This is a genomic window from Pedobacter sp. MC2016-24, from assembly GCF_015223055.1.
Classification (GTDB): domain Bacteria; phylum Bacteroidota; class Bacteroidia; order Sphingobacteriales; family Sphingobacteriaceae; genus Pedobacter.
The window spans coordinates 1-17,260 of record NZ_JADFBX010000011.1 but is presented as its reverse complement, the minus strand read 5'-3'; the positions used below and the strand labels follow the sequence as shown (position 1 = coordinate 17,260).

13 protein-coding genes and 1 tRNA gene are annotated in these 17,260 nt (G+C 40.9%); 7 read left to right on the top strand and 7 right to left on the bottom strand.

From position 1 onward, the window contains the following. Nucleotides 1-36: 36 nt before the first annotated feature. Both dprA and IM797_RS20650 read left to right on the top strand, forming a co-directional pair. Nucleotides 37-1,128, top strand: a complete 1,092-nt coding sequence (dprA, locus tag IM797_RS20655; RefSeq protein ID WP_194129090.1) for a DNA-processing protein DprA — start codon at nt 37-39, stop codon at nt 1,126-1,128. Between the two features lie 151 nt (nt 1,129-1,279). After that, on the top strand, nt 1,280-2,641 hold the full coding sequence (locus IM797_RS20650; RefSeq protein ID WP_194129089.1) for a pyridoxal-phosphate dependent enzyme: 1,362 nt from the start codon (nt 1,280-1,282) through the stop codon (nt 2,639-2,641). Between the two features lie 90 nt (nt 2,642-2,731). Here IM797_RS20650 and murA read toward each other — a convergent pair whose 3' ends face one another. The 7 genes from murA to IM797_RS20615 all read right to left on the bottom strand — a co-directional run bounded on the left by murA (nt 2,732) and on the right by IM797_RS20615 (nt 11,604). Next, complete coding sequence (gene murA / locus IM797_RS20645) at nt 2,732-4,057, bottom strand: UDP-N-acetylglucosamine 1-carboxyvinyltransferase (protein ID WP_194129088.1); 1,326 nt, start codon at nt 4,055-4,057, stop codon at nt 2,732-2,734. 35 nt (nt 4,058-4,092) lie between these two features. Further along, nucleotides 4,093-4,770, bottom strand: coding sequence for a DUF4290 domain-containing protein (locus tag IM797_RS20640; protein ID WP_194129087.1), 678 nt, complete (start codon nt 4,768-4,770; stop codon nt 4,093-4,095). A gap of 136 nt (nt 4,771-4,906) precedes the next feature. Further along, a complete protein-coding gene (locus IM797_RS20635) occupies nt 4,907-7,219 on the bottom strand; it encodes an ATP-dependent helicase (RefSeq protein ID WP_194129086.1) in 2,313 nt (770 codons plus the stop codon). Between the two features lie 139 nt (nt 7,220-7,358). Next, nucleotides 7,359-8,849, bottom strand: a complete 1,491-nt coding sequence (locus IM797_RS20630) for a PH domain-containing protein (RefSeq protein WP_194129085.1) — start codon at nt 8,847-8,849, stop codon at nt 7,359-7,361. After that, nucleotides 8,849-9,364, bottom strand: coding sequence for a PH domain-containing protein (locus tag IM797_RS20625; RefSeq protein ID WP_194129084.1), 516 nt, complete (start codon nt 9,362-9,364; stop codon nt 8,849-8,851). Before IM797_RS20625 ends, IM797_RS20630 begins: the two co-directional genes overlap by 1 nt. 66 nt (nt 9,365-9,430) lie before the next feature. Then, nucleotides 9,431-10,099 (bottom strand): hypothetical protein, encoded by a 669-nt coding sequence (locus IM797_RS20620; RefSeq protein WP_194129083.1) that lies wholly within the window; start codon nt 10,097-10,099, stop codon nt 9,431-9,433. A 5-nt stretch (nt 10,100-10,104) separates the two neighbouring features. Continuing rightward, nucleotides 10,105-11,604, bottom strand: coding sequence for an acyl-CoA dehydrogenase family protein (locus IM797_RS20615; RefSeq protein ID WP_194129082.1), 1,500 nt, complete (start codon nt 11,602-11,604; stop codon nt 10,105-10,107). Between the two features lie 290 nt (nt 11,605-11,894). On the opposite strand from IM797_RS20615, the gene IM797_RS20610 reads away from it, so the two are divergent. The 5 genes from IM797_RS20610 to IM797_RS20590 all read left to right on the top strand — a co-directional run bounded on the left by IM797_RS20610 (nt 11,895) and on the right by IM797_RS20590 (nt 17,222). Next, nucleotides 11,895-13,376 carry a hypothetical protein gene (locus IM797_RS20610; RefSeq protein ID WP_194129081.1) on the top strand — a complete coding sequence of 494 codons (1,482 nt, stop codon included), beginning with the start codon at nt 11,895-11,897 and terminating at the stop codon, nt 13,374-13,376. Between the two features lie 209 nt (nt 13,377-13,585). Then, on the top strand, nt 13,586-14,956 hold the full coding sequence (locus IM797_RS20605; protein WP_194129080.1) for a dipeptidase: 1,371 nt from the start codon (nt 13,586-13,588) through the stop codon (nt 14,954-14,956). A 140-nt stretch (nt 14,957-15,096) separates the two neighbouring features. Further along, nucleotides 15,097-16,035, top strand: a complete 939-nt coding sequence (locus IM797_RS20600) for a glycoside hydrolase family 25 protein (protein WP_194129079.1) — start codon at nt 15,097-15,099, stop codon at nt 16,033-16,035. Nucleotides 16,036-16,480: 445 nt separating this feature from the next. Further along, entirely contained in the window at nt 16,481-17,047 is a 567-nt protein-coding gene (locus tag IM797_RS20595) for a hypothetical protein (protein ID WP_194129078.1), read from the top strand. Between the two features lie 91 nt (nt 17,048-17,138). After that, nucleotides 17,139-17,222, top strand: a tRNA-Leu gene (locus IM797_RS20590). Nucleotides 17,223-17,260 lie beyond the last annotated feature (38 nt).

Sequence of the window (17,260 nt, the reverse complement as noted above, 5' to 3'; positions counted from 1 at the left end):
TGTGGTTATAAGAGAATTTATTCTATAGTTTAGCCTATGAGTTTATTACATCAAATCGGACTTACATTTATTGGTAGTGTTGGTCATGTTACTGCCAGACATTTGCTGGAACATTTTGGAAGTGCTGAAGCTGTTTTTAAAGCGAATCTGAAACAATTGCGGGAAATTCCGGGAGTGGGTCCCATTATTGCAGGCCAGATCAAAAACACCGACGCTCTGGTGCAGGCTGCAAAACAGCTGCATTTTATAGAAAAGCACCAGGTTCAGGTATTGTTTTATACCGATTCGAGTTATCCATACCGATTGAGAAATTGTGCAGATGCTCCTGTGTTGCTCTATTACAAAGGTACTGCGGATTTAAATCATCCCCGGGTGATCAGTGTGGTGGGCAGCAGGAAGGCTACAGCCTATGGCCGGATGCTTTGTGCAGAGCTGGCAGAAAACCTCGCAGCTTACGATGTATTGATTGTAAGTGGTTTGGCTTATGGAATTGATGTGGCTGCGCATAAAGAGAGTTTGTTGCAGCAAATTCCAACAGTAGGTGTACTTGCGCACGGACTGGACCGCATTTATCCGGCTGTACATCAACCTGTCGCTCATAAAATGGTACTTCATGGTGGTCTGCTGACTGAATTTCCATTAAATACCATACCGGATAAAGAGAACTTTCCAAAGCGAAACCGCATCATTGCGGGCATTGCAGATGCGACGATTGTAGTGGAGGCGACAGAAAAAGGCGGTGCTTTGATTACTGCTGAACTGGCCAATTCGTATAACCGGGATGTTTATGCCTTTCCCGGAAGGACGACTGATGCTTGTTCTCAGGGCTGTAATTTCCTGATTAAAACCAATCGTGCCGGATTGATCAATCATGCCCGGGATCTGGTTTATCAGTTGGGCTGGGAACCGGTTAAACCCCGGCAGCAATTGCAGCAATTGCAGTTGCCGGTCAATTTGTCAACCGATGAAGGCAAGATTGTAGAGATCCTGAAAGATTCAGCTATGGCAATTGATAAGCTCGCCATACAATCGGGCATCCAACAAAGTAAACTGACCATGCACTTATTAAATCTTGAAATGCGGGGAATTTTAACTTCTTTACCAGGAAAAACATATCAGCTGATTTAAGTTATTTTTGAATTGCCCTTATTATTGATTGTTTGTAAGTCTATTGGATTAGTAGAATAAAATAATATTCTATTTAATTTTATTTTTCGATATTTTATTGTGATTTTTTATTTATAGGTAAAATTCCAATCTTCAATTGTATTTTTGTAACATGTGGTACAACAATATTTTAGAGACGATTGGCAATACACCCCTGGTGAAATTGAACAACATTACAAAGGAAATTCCGGCTACTGTATTGGCTAAAATCGAAACGACAAACCCTGGTAATTCCATTAAGGACAGGATGGCTGTGAAAATGATTGAGGATGCTGAGAAAAGTGGAAAGTTGAAGCCGGGTGGAACAATCATTGAAGGTACATCAGGTAATACCGGGATGGGACTGGCTATGGCAGCGATCATTAAAGGCTATAAATGTATATTTACTACAACCGATAAGCAATCTAAGGAGAAGGTTGATGCTTTACGTGCTTTTGGCGCTGAGGTGATCGTGTGTCCGACTAACGTTGAGCCGGAGGATCCACGTTCTTATTACTCCGTTTCTTCCCGTTTAGAACGCGAGGTTCCCAACTCCTGGAAACCCAATCAATACGATAACCTGTCTAATTCTCAGGCACATTATGAGCAGACCGGACCGGAGATCTGGGCACAGACTGAAGGTAAAATCACACATCTTGTGGTTGGTGTAGGTACGGGAGGTACGATTTCGGGAACTGGAAAATACCTGAAAGAGCAAAACCCAAACATTAAAATCTGGGGAATTGATACTTACGGATCTGTGTTTAAAAAATATAAAGAAACTGGTATTCTGGATAAAAACGAGATCTATCCTTACATTACAGAAGGAATCGGAGAGGATTTCTTACCAAAAAATGTAAACTTTGACCTGATTGATCTTTTTGAAAAAGTAACGGATAAAGACGCAGCCCTGATGACCCGTGATATTGCACGCAAAGAAGGGATTTTCGTAGGTAACTCAGCAGGTTCTGCCATTGCAGGGCTATTGCAATTGAAAGATAAACTGAAGCCCGAAGACGTAGTGGTGGTGATTTTTCACGATCATGGAAGTCGATATATGGGTAAAATGTACAATGAGGATTGGCTGCGTGAACGTGGCTTTTTAAAAGATGAAAAGCTTACCGCGAAAAGCATCCTGGACAAAAAAGAGCGTACAGAGATTGTGACGATAGATTGTGAGAAGACAATTCTGGAAGCCATTAACAACATGAATACCTTGAACATTTCGCAGATTCCAGTTACCCAGCAGGGTATGGTGGTTGGGAAATTAGCCGAAGGTGATATTTTAAAAGCTTTATTGGAAAATCCATCTTTAAAATCAGCGCCAGTACAGCAAATCATGTCGGCAGGTTTCCCGTTCGTAGATATGAATACTTCTATCGACCGCATTTCTTCATTAATAAATAAAGAAAATAGTGCTGTTCTGGTTGAAGACGAGCAGGGTAAAATTGAAATTATCACACAGTACGACATCATCAATGCCATTTCCGGATAGTCATTCCTGATATAAATTGCACCGAGACAATACCTGTTATATTAAAAAAGGCCCCGATTGGGGCCTTTTTCTGTGATGTTTTTTTATGTTTTAATGCGATGGGGCAGAGGCTTCAACACGCTTAATTTGTGCGCCCAAAGCACGCAAGCGGGTATCAATGTCCTGGTAACCACGCTCAATTTGCTCAATATTGAAAATAGTCGATTTTCCTTCCGCCGATAACGCTGCAATAAGCAAGGAAACTCCGGCACGGATATCAGGTGAAGTCATGCTGATTCCCCTTAATTTATATTTTTTGTCTATTCCGTTAACAGAAGCTCTATGTGGATCGCAAAGAATGATCTGTGCACCCATATCGATCAGTTTGTCGACAAAGAACAAGCGGCTTTCGAACATTTTTTGATGGATCAATACATTCCCTCTGGCCTGGGTAGCGACAACCAATACGATACTCAGTAAGTCAGGTGTGAAGCCTGGCCATGGAGAATCTGCAATGGTCAACATCGAACCGTCTATAAATGATTCAATGACGTAGTGCTTTTGTGATGGGATATAGATGTCATCACCTTTCAGTTCAAATTTAATTCCCAGTTTTTTGAACACTTCAGGAATTACACCAAGCTCCGAATAGCACACATTTTTGATGGTGATTTCAGATTCAGTCATGGCTGCAAGACCGATAAAAGAACCGATTTCGATCATGTCTGGAAGCATTCTGTGATCTGTTCCTCCCAATTGATCAACACCTTCAATGGTCAGTAAATTAGATCCGACACCTGATATTTTAGCGCCCATACGGTTCAGCATTTTACACAATTGCTGCAAATAGGGTTCACAAGCGGCGTTGTAAATGGTTGTCACGCCTTTAGCCAATACGGCTGCCATGACAATATTTGCCGTTCCGGTAACTGAAGCCTCATCCAATAGGATATAGGCACCTTTTAAATCGGTAGCATCTACGTTGAAAAACTCTTTTTTACTGTCGTACACAAATTTAGCACCCAGTTTTTCAAAGCCTATAAAATGTGTGTCTAGCCTTCTGCGACCAATTTTATCACCACCTGGTTTAGGAATTGCGGCTTTACCAAAGCGTCCCAATAGCGGGCCGACAATCATAATTGATCCCCTTAGTCCGCCGCCTTTAGTCTTAAATACTTCCGATTGAAAGAAATCCAGGTTGATGTTTTTTGCTTCAAAGGTATAGGTGTCTTTCGTAAGACGCTCGATTGCAACCCCCATATCTCCAAGTAACTCAATGAGTTTATTCACATCTTTGATGTCCGGGATATTCGAAATGGTCACTTTTTGGTCCGTTAGCAAAACGGCCGATATAATTTGCAGCGCTTCATTTTTTGCGCCCTGCGGTTGAATTTCTCCCTTTAATTTTTTTCCACCAATTATTTCAAATGCATTCATGTTATTAATAAGCTGTAATATATATAATGGAAAAACTAGTGTCTGGGTTTACCGTTATTGTTGCGGGCAGGACGGTTGTTGTTATTGTTGTTTTGTCTGCCTTTATTGTTGTTATTGCGACCGCGGTTATTGTTGTTGTTCTGTGGTCTTGCAGCTACTGGTTTAAACTCAACCTTTGCCAGGTTTACGTTTTCATCCAGTTCCAGTTGACCGCCGGATAGCTCACGCAGGTTCTTTAAAATGGTTTCATCTGCTACACTGTCTTTATTCCAGGTTACATAAGCCATTTTCATGAAGTTGGCAATACCTTGTACCATTGCAGCTCTGCGCTCAGGCTCTTCTACAGCTTTGGCACGTTCGATCATGACTTCAACTGTTTTACCGTAATGTTTATAGGTTATTTTTTGTTGCGGATAGCCAATGTGTTGTGGTTTTACCAGCGCCGCTTCCGGTGTTGGTTTTGGATAGGGGCTGTCTACTTCAATTTTGTATCCCGAAATGATGTGTAAATGATCCCAAAGCTTATGTTTGAAATCTGCTACATCGCGCAGGTGCGGGTTTAAGAAGCCCATCAGATCAATTACTGCCTGGGCGTATTTATTGCGTTCTTCAAGATCTTCAAGTTCAATAATGTACTTCACCATGTTTTGTACATTACGGCCATATTCGGCCAATATCAACTCATTTCTTGTGGTATTATATTCGAAACTCATCTATAATATTTTTCTATTTTTTTATGTCAGACTGGGTTTATAAGCCTGGCTTATTTCTTTCTGTGGTCTATTGTAGTAGAAATATACGGCTAATCCTAACGTTTTCAAGCCGATCCAGATTGTGTAAATATAAATTTTATTTTACAATTCGCAATTTAGCAAATTTTAACAACAATTGCTTATTTCCAAGGCCTTGAAAAAACACAGTGGCTTTCACGTCTGGTAAGGTGCCTTCCAGACTGATGATTTTACCGAAGCCGAACTTCTCGTGCTCTACATCCATGCCATTTTGAAATGCATTGGCCGGATCAGGTGCGAAACCCGGGGTAGGAACGTGTGCTTTCGGCAACATGGAGGTTGTTTTTGGTCGTGGTGGCGCGGAACTTGTCGTCGAGGAGCTGCTTGGTGACGACATTTTTGGCTTACTGAACGAATCACGCTGCTGTGTCCAACTCCGTCTTTCATCGTTAAAGCTGTCTTCGCCAAGGCTACTTTTCGCCGGTTTTACCACTTCAATTTCCAGGTATCGGGCATTGATTTCGTCGATAAAGCGACTTGGCTCGCAATTGGTCAACGTTCCCCATCTGTAGCGTGAAGTGGCATAAGTCAGGGTAAGTTTCTTTTCCGCACGCGTTACTGCCACATAAAATAGCCTTCGTTCTTCCTCCAGATCGGTTCTGGAATTTAACGACATTTGTGAAGGGAAGAGGTTTTCTTCCAGCCCGACTACAAATACATTTTTGAATTCCAGTCCTTTAGAAGAGTGTATGGTCATCAGGGACACGGTATCCAGGCTCTTATCGTCCTTTTTATCATCATTGGTTAACAAAGCAATGTCCTGCATAAATACAGCCAGACTCCGGTCTTCAATGTCTTCACGTTCACCGAATTCTTTGATACCATTTAACAATTCCTGGATATTTTCATGACGTCCGCGACCTTCTTCAGTATTGTCCGAATGCAACTCTTTTAATATACCAGAATGTTGTGCAATATAAAGTGCTGTTTCATAAGCATCCAGTTTCTTAGCTTCTGCAGCAAAACTCTGGATCATCATGGCAAAGTCGTTCAATTGATTGGCAATGCGGCCTTCGATGTATTGTTGCGGATTACAGATCACCTGCCACATGGTGGTATCGTGTTTATCGGCTGCAACCAGTATTTTTTCTACAGTCGTATCTCCAAGTCCTCTTTTAGGGTAATTGATGACCCTTTTGATGGCTTCTTCATCGGCCGGGTTAAAGGTTAACCTGAAATAAGCGATTAAATCTTTGATCTCCTTGCGTTGATAGAAAGAAAGCCCGCCGTATATTTTATATGGAATGTTTAATTTTCTTAAGGCCTCCTCCATGGCCCTGGATTGAGCATTGGTGCGGTATAAAATGGCAAAGTCGTGATAGGTATAACCTTTTGAACTTCTTTCCTGCACAATGGCTTCGGCAACAATTTTACCTTCTTCATTGTCTGTAAAAGCGCGCTGTACCTTGATCCTGTCGCCCGCCTCATTGTCAGAGAAAACGTTTTTCTCGAGCTGGTTCTTGTTGTTGGCAATGATGCTGTTGGCAACCTCTACAATATTCTGTGTTGAACGGTAGTTTTGCTCCAGTTTGTACACTTTCAAATCCGGATAATCACGTTCAAAATTTAAGATATTCTGAATATTAGCACCCCTGAAGGCATAAATACTCTGTGCATCATCGCCCACCACGCAGATGTTCTGATAAGCGGCAGCCAGTTTTTTAACAATGGTATATTGTGAAAAGTTGGTATCCTGGTACTCATCTACCATCAGGTATTTGAATTTTTGCTGGTATTTATTCAATACATCCGGATGTGTTTTTAGCAATACATTGGTTTTGAACAGCAAATCATCAAAATCCATGGCGCCTGCCTTGAAACAACGTTTGGTATACGTCTCGTAAATTACGCCGATTAAAGGGCGTTTATTGCTGATGTCTTCGGCCTGGATTTCTGCGTTTTCCATATATTCTGTATAGGAAACCAGGTTGTTTTTAGCCGATGAGATCCGGTTGTAAACGAAATTGGCATTATATAGTTTATCATCCAGCTGCATTTCGCGCAAAATGGCACGGATCAGACTTTTGCTATCATCGGTATCGTAAATCGTGAAATTGGAAGGGTAGCCAATCTTTTCGGCTTCCACCCTCAGGATTTTGGCAAATACAGAGTGAAAGGTACCCATCCAGATGTTTTTAGCTTCTGAACCAATTACCTTTGAGATCCGCTCACGCATGTCTTTAGAGGCCTTATTGGTAAAGGTTAACACCAGGATGTTAAAAGCGTCCACGCCTTTTTCAATCAGGTGTGCCACCCTGTAGGTGATCACCCTGGTTTTTCCAGAGCCAGCACCTGCAACAATCATTGCCGGTCCTTGTGTGTTTTCTACTGCTGCGCGTTGTTGGGGGTTTAAACCTGCTAAATAATCCAAAATACGTTTCTGTCTGCTGTTTAAGATGATGTATGCTAATTAAAAAGTAAGTTTTACTTTTTAGATTACAAATCTACGTCTTTTACCAATTGTTTCAAAAAGGTATCTGTGACAGATTGAACTACAGCCAATAACTTCCTTAAATCCAGTCTTTTTTTGTACGTTCTAACTGATAGAGCCAATAATTAACCAGGTTATTGATCTGGCTGTAATTGCCGTATTTAAAGTGGATGACGCCGGCAGCGGTATGGAGCAGCAGGTGACCAACATCGGCCTTTTTATGCCAGAAATATTGTTTTGAAGTTATGGCCTGGATCTTATGTATTTCAATAATTTCCTCGGTTATGTCCCAGATGCCACTTTTTTTAATGATAAAACCCTGACTTGCATACAAACGGTGGTGTTTGTACTCAAAGTACAACAAGATCAATACCAGGATGGCATAGGGGATAAGTAATGCGAGGTAAGGCTGTAAAGGTTGATAAACGGAAAATGCAAAAAAACAAGATAGCACCGAAGGGCCAACTATTTTGAGCATGATCTGTAAAAAAAGGAAACGATAATTGGGAATCAGTGCTTTGCCTTTTTGGGGAATCTGGTCATAAATCATTTTCAAAATGTCCTGGCGTTCCAGTTCATTACATCCAGGTATCTCTATATGAGATTTTTTGCTTTCTTCCTCATCGGCAGTGCCATAAGCTGCTTGTTTGACCTTAATATTCAGTATACCCAATTTTTTTTGAAAGTAATTCTGGCTATAAGCACTGAGCTGGACTTTTTTTGGCGTCAGCAGGGTGTTTTTGCGCGTCAGTAATCCGGAACTGATGGCCAATGCCCCTGTTTGCCGGATGATCTGGAATTGGAAATAACGGATAAAAGTGCGTATGATATTGGTGCCAAGCACCACAATGAGTGCAAATCCAATAAAGAAACAGATCGAGATGAATCCAAAACCCTGGCTTAATTCCGCATAAATTTCCGTGGTCTCCACTTCAAATAACGCGGTATAGTCCTTGAAAAATTGAATCAGTCCGAATATAAAACCCATCAATAATAGGATACTGGCTCCGTAGTTGGAAGTGATGCCAACTTTTAACAAGGTGGCATTGCTGAGTTTTAGCATGGGTTTTGGCGTTGCCACGGCCACTGTTGCTGTAATGGGATCGCGTTCGCTCAAAAGCCGCTGTTTAAGTCTCGTGGCAGTCAAATGGTCAATCGCTTTAATGCTGGCCTCTTTTTTTTCTGAGCCTGCAGTGTCAATGTCCAGGCTGTACACGCCAATAATTTGCTGGAGTAAGGACTGGTTAATATTAACCTGCTGGATTTTATTGAGCTGAATGGTTAGCGTACTTTTATTGAAAATACCTTCATTAATGACAAACTCCTGCTTGTCTTCGTCCAGGAAGAAGCTGAATTGCTGATAGCTAAACCAGGCGTAAATAGCCAGCAACAGCAGAAACAGGAACGATATGCCCAGGATGAGCTCAATGCCATAATTACCTTTGGACTTTAAGACTATAAAGATCAGCGGTAGTGCAACGGCCCTGATTACCTTTTGCAGGTTATTGGCGAACATGATGATGACGCCAGTAGCCGATTGCTTTTGAGGTTTAGAAAAATCCTGATCCATCAATCTTGCAGGCTAATCTGTCTCATCAGCAGTTCTTTAATCTGCCTGGCCTCCTCAATCTCTATTCCAGGGATATGCAGGCTTCCCGAATTGCCACCAGCTGTAAAAATGCGAAGCTGACCCAGTTGATACATTCTGGAAAATAGCCCCTCATCGAGTGCGATGTGCTGAATTCTTGAAAAAGGGATAATGGTGGTAGATATCGCAATCAGCCCGTGACGATAAATGATGTCTTTTTCGCGTACTGCAAAGCCCCTGCGGTTTACATCCGCACGGTAAAGAAGGAACATCAATACCATCAAAAACAGGTAAGCGCCTATGATGAGGCCGGTATATTTCTTGATTTCGGCATTAAAAAGCAGGAGAAAAATGATGCCGATCGTTGTAACGGCAATGAATATGCCCATGTTGATGACCACGATTTTCCAGTATTTCGGGCTTAAACCATTTAATGGAACCTCCTGGAATTGGGGAAGCAGATTGATGTCAATCGGATCATTTGTAAATTCCTGCATAGCTTGTTGGTACTTTTCAGGCTAAAGGTATTCATAATCTGTTTAAAGCGAATGCTTCAATAGCGTTTAGCGTGTGGTATTGGCCTTTTGATTGAATTTTTTAGTTTTAGGATCGTATATGAAGACGTTGACCGGAGTTTTTGAAGGTTTGTAGATGTGATAAGAAAAACCAATATCGTCCAGGCCATCCGCATTATAATCCTTGATGAGGCAGTATCTGGAGCCCTCTTTAGTCAATTTAGGAAGCTGGATGTTTTGGCTTTCGCCATTGCCGTATTTAATTGTCAACAGGTCATTGTATGATGTATTGTAGTCAAACTGTACACCATGTAATAAAGCAATATTCTTGCCGTCATACTGCCCTTTTTCTTCCACATACTCAAAACTGAATTTTTTCTGGTCACTATAACGGAGGTAGTACATCTCATATACATTCCTCAGCATCACTTTTACCCCGTATTCACCGGTAATCTTACCCTTGTAAACCTCTAGCCACTTGTAAGTGTCCTCATCCGGGCTACCATTCCCACGTTCAGAAGAGTCTACCGCAAAAGATTTCACTTTTAAAGTAATCCATTCGCTTTTCCCTTTATACAATACACCGGCCCCTTTGCCCATATTGTGCCAGGCCAGTGTAAGTTCAATGGGTTTAGCAGTCCCTGTAGATTTGAATTTGAAAGGCTGGGCATAACCTGCAAGGGGAAAAAGCAAAGCCAGTAATATTTTCAGTTTCATTTTGTTTAAGCAAAGCTGAACCAGTTACTACCTGCAGCATAATCGTCGATCACGCTGTTTGAATTTTCAAATTGTAAATTAGATACCAGTACTGCAACTTCCTGTCTGATGGTCAGGATGCTGTTTTCTGCCAGGTCAGACCTGAATCCTTTTTGCTGCAGGCCGATCACATAACCCGCGCAAACAATCCTGGCTATGATTTTACCCAGATCAACCAGCTTTCTTTGCGGCAGATTGGCATTCAGACTAAAGGACAGTTCCGTTTTAAATTGAACTACAGGAATGGCTGTTGCACCAAATGCTTTAAGGAAACCATACAGGTCTGTTTCTTTTTGTTTTTTCATTAAACGGATAACCATTTCGGCAATCTGGGCGTACAACATTTCGTTAGAGCCTTCAAAGATTTGAAATGGCCTGCTGTCCATAATTCCGCGTCCGCCGATATGGCTTGTTCTGTAGCCATTTGCACCTGACAATTGCACCAGCAGGTGTGCACATTCCTGCATCAGGTCTGTAACTACCGCTTTCATGGTATTGGCTTCTAAACCTTCCATGGCCAGATTGTGGTCAATACCACTAATGTCACTACTGTGTGCGCACATGGCAGAGCAGATGGTATAAGCCGATTGCATTCTGCTGATCTGGTATTGCACGTTGTCTATCGAAATGAGCTTACAGGTACCTACAGTTCTGTTGCTGCAATGCGCAATTGCTTCATCCAGCATGCGCTTAATAAAGCCCATGCCCATGCCTGGAAACTGCATTCTGCTTCGGTGCAGGATATCCAGCATCATTTTGATACCCGTACTTTCCGGTATCAGTTTATGGCTTTTCGGAACGGTAATGTCTAGTTCGTTCAACCCATAAGGGATCATATATAAGCCCGGATTGTCATACAGTTCAGTTACCTTAATCTGTTGTCCGGTTTGTGTATTGTCGGAAAGGAAGAAATCGATATCACGGCCAAGTTCGCCATTTTCATTCTCTTTTCTGGAAGCGATTAACCAGTAATCTGCCATGCCGGTGAGTCCCTGCCAGTGTTTTGTACCTTTAAGATGGTAGCCTTCCGGAGTTTCTTTATTGCTGGTCTTCATGTTCAATGCATCACTGCCGTAATCAGGCTCAGTGATCATCAGTCCGCCCATATTTCTTCTTTCCAGAAAGCCATTCAATACTGCTGCTTTCGCAGATTCTTCGCCATATTTAGAAATCGGCTCTAAAAATAATGCGATGTTGATTCCGAAAGTTAGGGATAAAGGGAGCGATTCGTAAGAAGCCGCCGCCAGAACAGCTAAACACTCTTTAACAATACTGCCACGACCACCATATGCTGTTGGAATGGCAACCGAAAGGGGATGCATATCCATAATCGATTTTAAAAGCTCAGGAGGTAAGCCTCTTTCTAAACTCAGCTGATCGATATTGTATTGATCGTGAAAAAGATGTTTTAAATTTTGTTCGAAGTGGGTGATGAATTCAGCGAATTTAGGGTTACTAGAGGTCATATGTATGCTTTTACCTGTCAATCTTGCAAAAATAGGTGATCTGTGTTAAAAAAAAATGATGCTAGTCACACATTGAGTAGATGGGTAATCGGCGACCGCAAGTTACACATTTCCGGTGATTGGAAGAATTCAGTGGCATTTAATCTGGAATTGCGTAACATTTTTATGAAAAAATAATGTTCTGAAAATTTTCTTGCAGCAATCAATTATTTGAATGGATTTTATTGGATTTCTGTACTTTAAGTTAATGTAATTTGCTTATTATTGCTTTAAACTATAACCAATTGTATATGACTATGAGAATAGCGCTCTTCCTCATCATTTTTTTTACCTCTGCTACGGCTTTTGGGCAAACACAGATCGGAATGATCAAAGACCCTAAATGGAATTTAGTGGCCGCTTATGACAACAAGTTTAAAAACACAATCAACCTATCGGATAACAGTATGGCTATGGTGGTTGGTGTTCCGAACACCGATTTCGCTGTTGTAAACATCGATCACAAGCTAATTCAAAAATGGCTTACTCCACTTAGTGGATATCCGCTCACAATTGGGAAATTTAAAAACAACATTTTAATAGTCGCCGCAAACGATAAGAATTTCATCAAGACGTTTGGAGGCGCTTACAAGGCCTATCTTTTGGAAGAGAAAACCGGAAAGTTATTGGCGGAAAAGGTAATTTACGAGGGAAATAAAGACTATATTGAAGAACCGGATTTTTTCTTTGCTACGGATGGTTCTTATTTTAGGATGTCCGTACGTCTGACGATGATGAAGCGTAAAACGGGAATTTTAGCCTTGTACCAATCGGATAAATCTTATCCGAAGACGCAGGACTTTAACATTATTAATTATGATGATAACCTGAATCAGCGAGAGATTATTCGTCCCCAAATGCCGGATGGAGAGCAGTGGACAATGTCAAATGGTGCAGATGGAAGCTTATTTATTGCTACTGTTGATAATAATGCAGGTAAAATCTCCGCCGCAACTTATACCGCCAGTAGTGCAGATCCATTAAAGATTGTAAGCATTCCAATGGACATTAGGAAAAATAGAAAGATCACATCGATATTGAGTACCGCGGGATCTAATCCATTGATCAATTATTTAGCGGTAGTTTATGAAAATGCAGAGAAAGAAACGACTTTAATTACCGCTAGAATAGATTTTAAAGACGGAACTTCGAAAGTGGCCAGGGAAGTTTTTGACAATAAACATGTTAAGGAACTGCAAAAATCATTTGTACCTGTCAATAAAACTTTCGATGATTTACAGTTCAGTAAAATAGAGTTTTTAGGGGTAAAGCACATTGCAGAATACGGCGGTAAGTTATTGGTAGGCGTAGGGCCTAGTTTTTTACAGACATCAAAATATGGAACTGTTACTTTTGACGGCTCAGTACTCCTGAAAGTTTATGATTCGGACGTAAAACAGTTGTACCACCAGTTTATTCCCCGGACCTACATGAGTTTAGATGGTGAAGGATCGAAGGTAGCCTATGCTCTTAAAGACAATACCTTAAGAATGATTGCCAACCTGAGATCAGGGGGCTTTAGCTCAGTTTATTCGTTATATGCTGAAATGGATTTTATAACGGGAAAGATGCTGGTTACCAACAAGGTTGCCGATAAAGATATCAAAAGGGGATTTTATGTAAATACAGAATCTGTTACCTGGTTAAATGACTCATTTATTCTGGCTTATTATGATAAACAACGTATTTTTAGAACTACTCTTGATGCTCAGATGCAATTGTTGAGTTATTAATACTTGAAAATGTTGTAAATAAGATTGAAACTGTATTTACCGCCGACTAGGATATTTTAATTAGTTTTGCTGAACTAAAATGAAGGTGTTTTTGTAGTGGGTACAATAAGGAAATGGCTTTTAATGTGTTCAATTGAGGCTTTTTACCTGTAACATTACTGAAAACACTTTTGAGCTAACTTAAATTATTTTGTAAATAATAATTTTTCATGGAAGAAATCAAAAAATATGTAGAAGAACACAAGCAGCGTTTTTTAGATGAGCTGTTTGAATTGCTGCGTTTCCCATCGGTAAGTGCTGATCCTCAGTATAAAAATGATGTGCTTAAAACTGCTGATTATGTAGCCCAGAAATTGAAGGATGCCGGTGCTGATCAGGTTGAGATTTGTCAGACTGCCGGTTATCCGATTGTATATGGAGAAAAAATTATTGATGATCAACTGCCTACCGTTTTAATTTACGGGCATTATGATGTGCAGCCTGCAGATCCGATTGAGCTGTGGAAAACTCCTCCTTTTGAACCAACAGTACGTGACGGTAAGATTTATGCCCGTGGTGCCTGCGATGATAAAGGACAGTTTTATATGCATGTTAAAGCATTTGAACTGATGATGAAAACCAATACTTTGGCTTGTAATGTGAAGTTCATGATCGAAGGTGAAGAAGAAGTCGGTTCTGCAAACCTGGGTACTTTTGTAAAAGCAAATGTAGAACGCTTAAAAGCTGATGTGGTATTGATCTCTGATACGTCAATGATCAGCATGGAAAACCCTTCTATCGAAACAGGTTTACGTGGACTTGCCTATATGGAAGTAGAAGTGGTTGGACCAAACAGAGACTTGCATTCTGGAGTTTACGGCGGTGCAGTAGCCAATCCGGCAACCATTTTATGTAAAATGATTGCTTCTTTACATGATGAAAATAACCACATTACCATTCCGGCATTTTACGATAAAGTAGTCGAATTGACTGATGAGGAAAAGAAAGCCTTAAATTCAGCGCCTTTTGACCTGGATGACTATAAAACAGACCTGGATATCAATGCTGAGTGGGGGGAAAAAGGTTATTCTACATTGGAGCGCACCGGAACCAGACCTACATTAGAGGTTAACGGCATCTGGAGCGGTTATATCGGCGAGGGTGCAAAAACCGTATTGCCATCTAAAGCAAATGCTAAAATATCGATGCGTTTGGTGCCAAATCAGACTTCTGAAGAGATTTCAGCAATATTTGCCAAACACTTTGAAAGCATCGCGCCGGATGATGTGAAAGTTAAAGTGACTGCACATCATGGTGGTGAACCTGTAGTTACACCGACGGATAGCGTGGCTTATCGTGCGGCTGAACAAGCTATTGTTGATTCTTTCGGTAAAAAGCCAATTCCTACAAGGGGTGGTGGCAGTATTCCAATTGTGGCTTTGTTTGAAAGTGCGCTGGGCATTAAATCTGTGTTATTCGGCTTTGGTTTAGACAGTGATGCATTGCATTCGCCAAATGAGAAATATGACATTTATAACTATTACAAGGGGATTGAGACTTTACCTTTGTTTCACAAGTATTTTGCGGAATTGAGCAAATAGCCTGGTTTTTCATATACTTAATTGATAAAAACACCGATGTTCCTGCTCACATTCGGATTCTAATTCTGAATCCGCGGAGATTGGGAACATTGGTGTTTTTATTTTGGATGCCTACCTGAAAGCTGTATTTTTGTAACATCATGCCACCAGCACCTAGAAAAACACCTGCTATAAGAAAACCTGCTACTTTCCGACAAACCTACGAATCGGATGCCTCCGGTCTTCCAATTAAAAAAAAGGTTCCAGCTAAAAAGATCGTGTCAAGAAAGAGAAAGGTAAAGAAAAAGCCCTGGCCAATAGGGCTTAAGTTTTTAATAGCTGCGGTTGTATTGGTATTGCTTTCACCTTTCTATTATGGGTATATCTTAAAAGGGTTTACCTCAACATGGAGCTGGCTGCGGGATTTGGGTAAAGATCCAAACTACCGCACTTACCATAGCTTTGACATCCGCATTCCAAGGAATTATCACATCCATGGCATTGATGTATCTTATTATCAGGGTAAAATAGACTGGCCAAAGGTTAAAGCGATGAAGGAAGATGATGTACAGGTTCATTTTGCCTTCATTAAGGCAACTGAGGGGCTGTTTAACGTAGATCCTTATTTTCAGCGCAATTGGCGTGAGGCACCTAAGGCTGGTATTGTTTGTGGTGCCTATCATTTTTTCAGGCCGCAGAAATCGGGCGCCTGGCAAGCGAAGTTCTTTTTGCAAACAGTTAAATTTGAGGCCGGTGATTTACCGCCTGTGGTTGATATTGAGGAACTGAATGGGGTTTCTCCAGCTAAAATGCGGATAGAGCTGAAAGATTTTGTTCAACATATTGAAAAGAAAACAGGGGTTAAGCCGATCATTTATACTGGTCTCTCTTTTTATAAGGATTATATGAGGGGACATTTTGATGATTATCCGTTATGGATTGCCCACTACCATCAGCCTAAACTCCGGGTTAGTAACAGCACAGTTTGGGCATTCTGGCAGCATTCTGATAAAGCCAGGATTTCTGGGATCAATCATGTCGTTGATTTTAATGCTTTTAATGGAGATAGTACAGCTTTTCAACAGCTGTTGATTAAGTAGAGGAAGCGTTCAATAGCAGCCTGAATTTTAAAATGTGGAATTGTTTATAATTATTTTTTAGTTCAAACTAAGAAATGCGTAAATTGTTATAACAATAGAAAAATCCTCATTTTGAAAAAAAGTCCTGTGAGTGGGCGATCCGCGTAGGGCAGGCAAAGCATACATCATTTTATAAAGCCTCTGAAAAAAACAGGGGCTTTTTGCATTTATCAGGCTCAATATGTCCTGTTTTTTTAGTAGGGTTGTTGGCATTTCTTAAATTTTTCTCAAAAAAGGGACATTGTTTTTCTGGTTTCAAAAGCTCCTCGTCGGTGTGTTTGTGCCGCTCATCGATCCTGTTGACTTGTATTTCGTTTCCACATTTGCATTCAAGATATTGGCATTTCAATTGACTTATACTTGCCAGATAAGCGCTTAGTTAGCACAATAAAATAAACACACACACATGAAAAAAATATTAACCGCTGTATTATTTGGAGTAGCTTCAATGTTCAGCATCAATCACGCAAGTGCCCAGATCAGTTTAAATGTAAATATCGGTTCACAGCCTTTATGGGGACCAACCGGATATGATCACGTAGATTATTACTATCTGCCAGAAATAGATGCCTATTATAATGTACCTGCTAACCAATATGTATACATGGCAAACGGGGCCTGGGTAAGAAGAAGCACCCTGCCGGCAAAATATCGTAACGTTGATTTGTACAGAACCTATAAAGTGGTCATGAATGGAGACCGGCCTTATTTAAACCATACTGTCAATTACAATAAATATAAAAGCTACAGGACTTCTTATAACAGGCAATCTCCGATCAGGGATAGTAGGGACAAAAAATACGATGTGGTACGCAACCGCCCGAATGTGCCTGGACCACAGAGGGAAGTAAACAGGCCAAGCAGACAACAACAAAGCCGCCCGGTAAGAAATGACAATAAAGGAAAAGGGAAAGTGGAAAATCATGGCAGACCACAGCGTGGGGATGGCAATGAACAAAAGGGCAGACATTAGGTGTTAAAGAACTTTTAATTAATTATTGGGATTTAATAAATAATCCTATATTTGCGGCCACATAAGGATTTCTTCTGAAATAAATGTCAATGCCCGGATGGCGAAATTGGTAAACGTTGCGGTCTCAGAAGCCGTTGGAGTAAGATCCTTGAGAGTTCGAGTCTCTCTTCGGGCACAATGCTAAAAAAGCCTGCAGTTCTTTGATCTGCAGGC

What these genes read in the sequence shown, in the direction of transcription:
- IM797_RS20625 (WP_194129084.1), bottom strand. Translation starts at nt 9,364, where the DNA reads ATGCAGGAATTTACAAATGATCCGATTGACATCAATCTGCTTCCCCAA.
- IM797_RS20595 (WP_194129078.1), top strand. Translation starts at nt 16,481, where the DNA reads ATGAAAAAAATATTAACCGCTGTATTATTTGGAGTAGCTTCAATGTTC.
- IM797_RS20605 (WP_194129080.1), top strand. Translation starts at nt 13,586, where the DNA reads ATGGAAGAAATCAAAAAATATGTAGAAGAACACAAGCAGCGTTTTTTA.
- IM797_RS20610 (WP_194129081.1), top strand. Translation starts at nt 11,895, where the DNA reads ATGACTATGAGAATAGCGCTCTTCCTCATCATTTTTTTTACCTCTGCT.
- IM797_RS20630 (WP_194129085.1), bottom strand. Translation starts at nt 8,849, where the DNA reads ATGGATCAGGATTTTTCTAAACCTCAAAAGCAATCGGCTACTGGCGTC.
- IM797_RS20650 (WP_194129089.1), top strand. Translation starts at nt 1,280, where the DNA reads ATGTGGTACAACAATATTTTAGAGACGATTGGCAATACACCCCTGGTG.
- dprA (WP_194129090.1), top strand. Translation starts at nt 37, where the DNA reads ATGAGTTTATTACATCAAATCGGACTTACATTTATTGGTAGTGTTGGT.
- IM797_RS20600 (WP_194129079.1), top strand. Translation starts at nt 15,097, where the DNA reads ATGCCACCAGCACCTAGAAAAACACCTGCTATAAGAAAACCTGCTACT.
- murA (WP_194129088.1), bottom strand. Translation starts at nt 4,057, where the DNA reads ATGAATGCATTTGAAATAATTGGTGGAAAAAAATTAAAGGGAGAAATT.
- IM797_RS20615 (WP_194129082.1), bottom strand. Translation starts at nt 11,604, where the DNA reads ATGACCTCTAGTAACCCTAAATTCGCTGAATTCATCACCCACTTCGAA.
- IM797_RS20620 (WP_194129083.1), bottom strand. Translation starts at nt 10,099, where the DNA reads ATGAAACTGAAAATATTACTGGCTTTGCTTTTTCCCCTTGCAGGTTAT.
- IM797_RS20640 (WP_194129087.1), bottom strand. Translation starts at nt 4,770, where the DNA reads ATGAGTTTCGAATATAATACCACAAGAAATGAGTTGATATTGGCCGAA.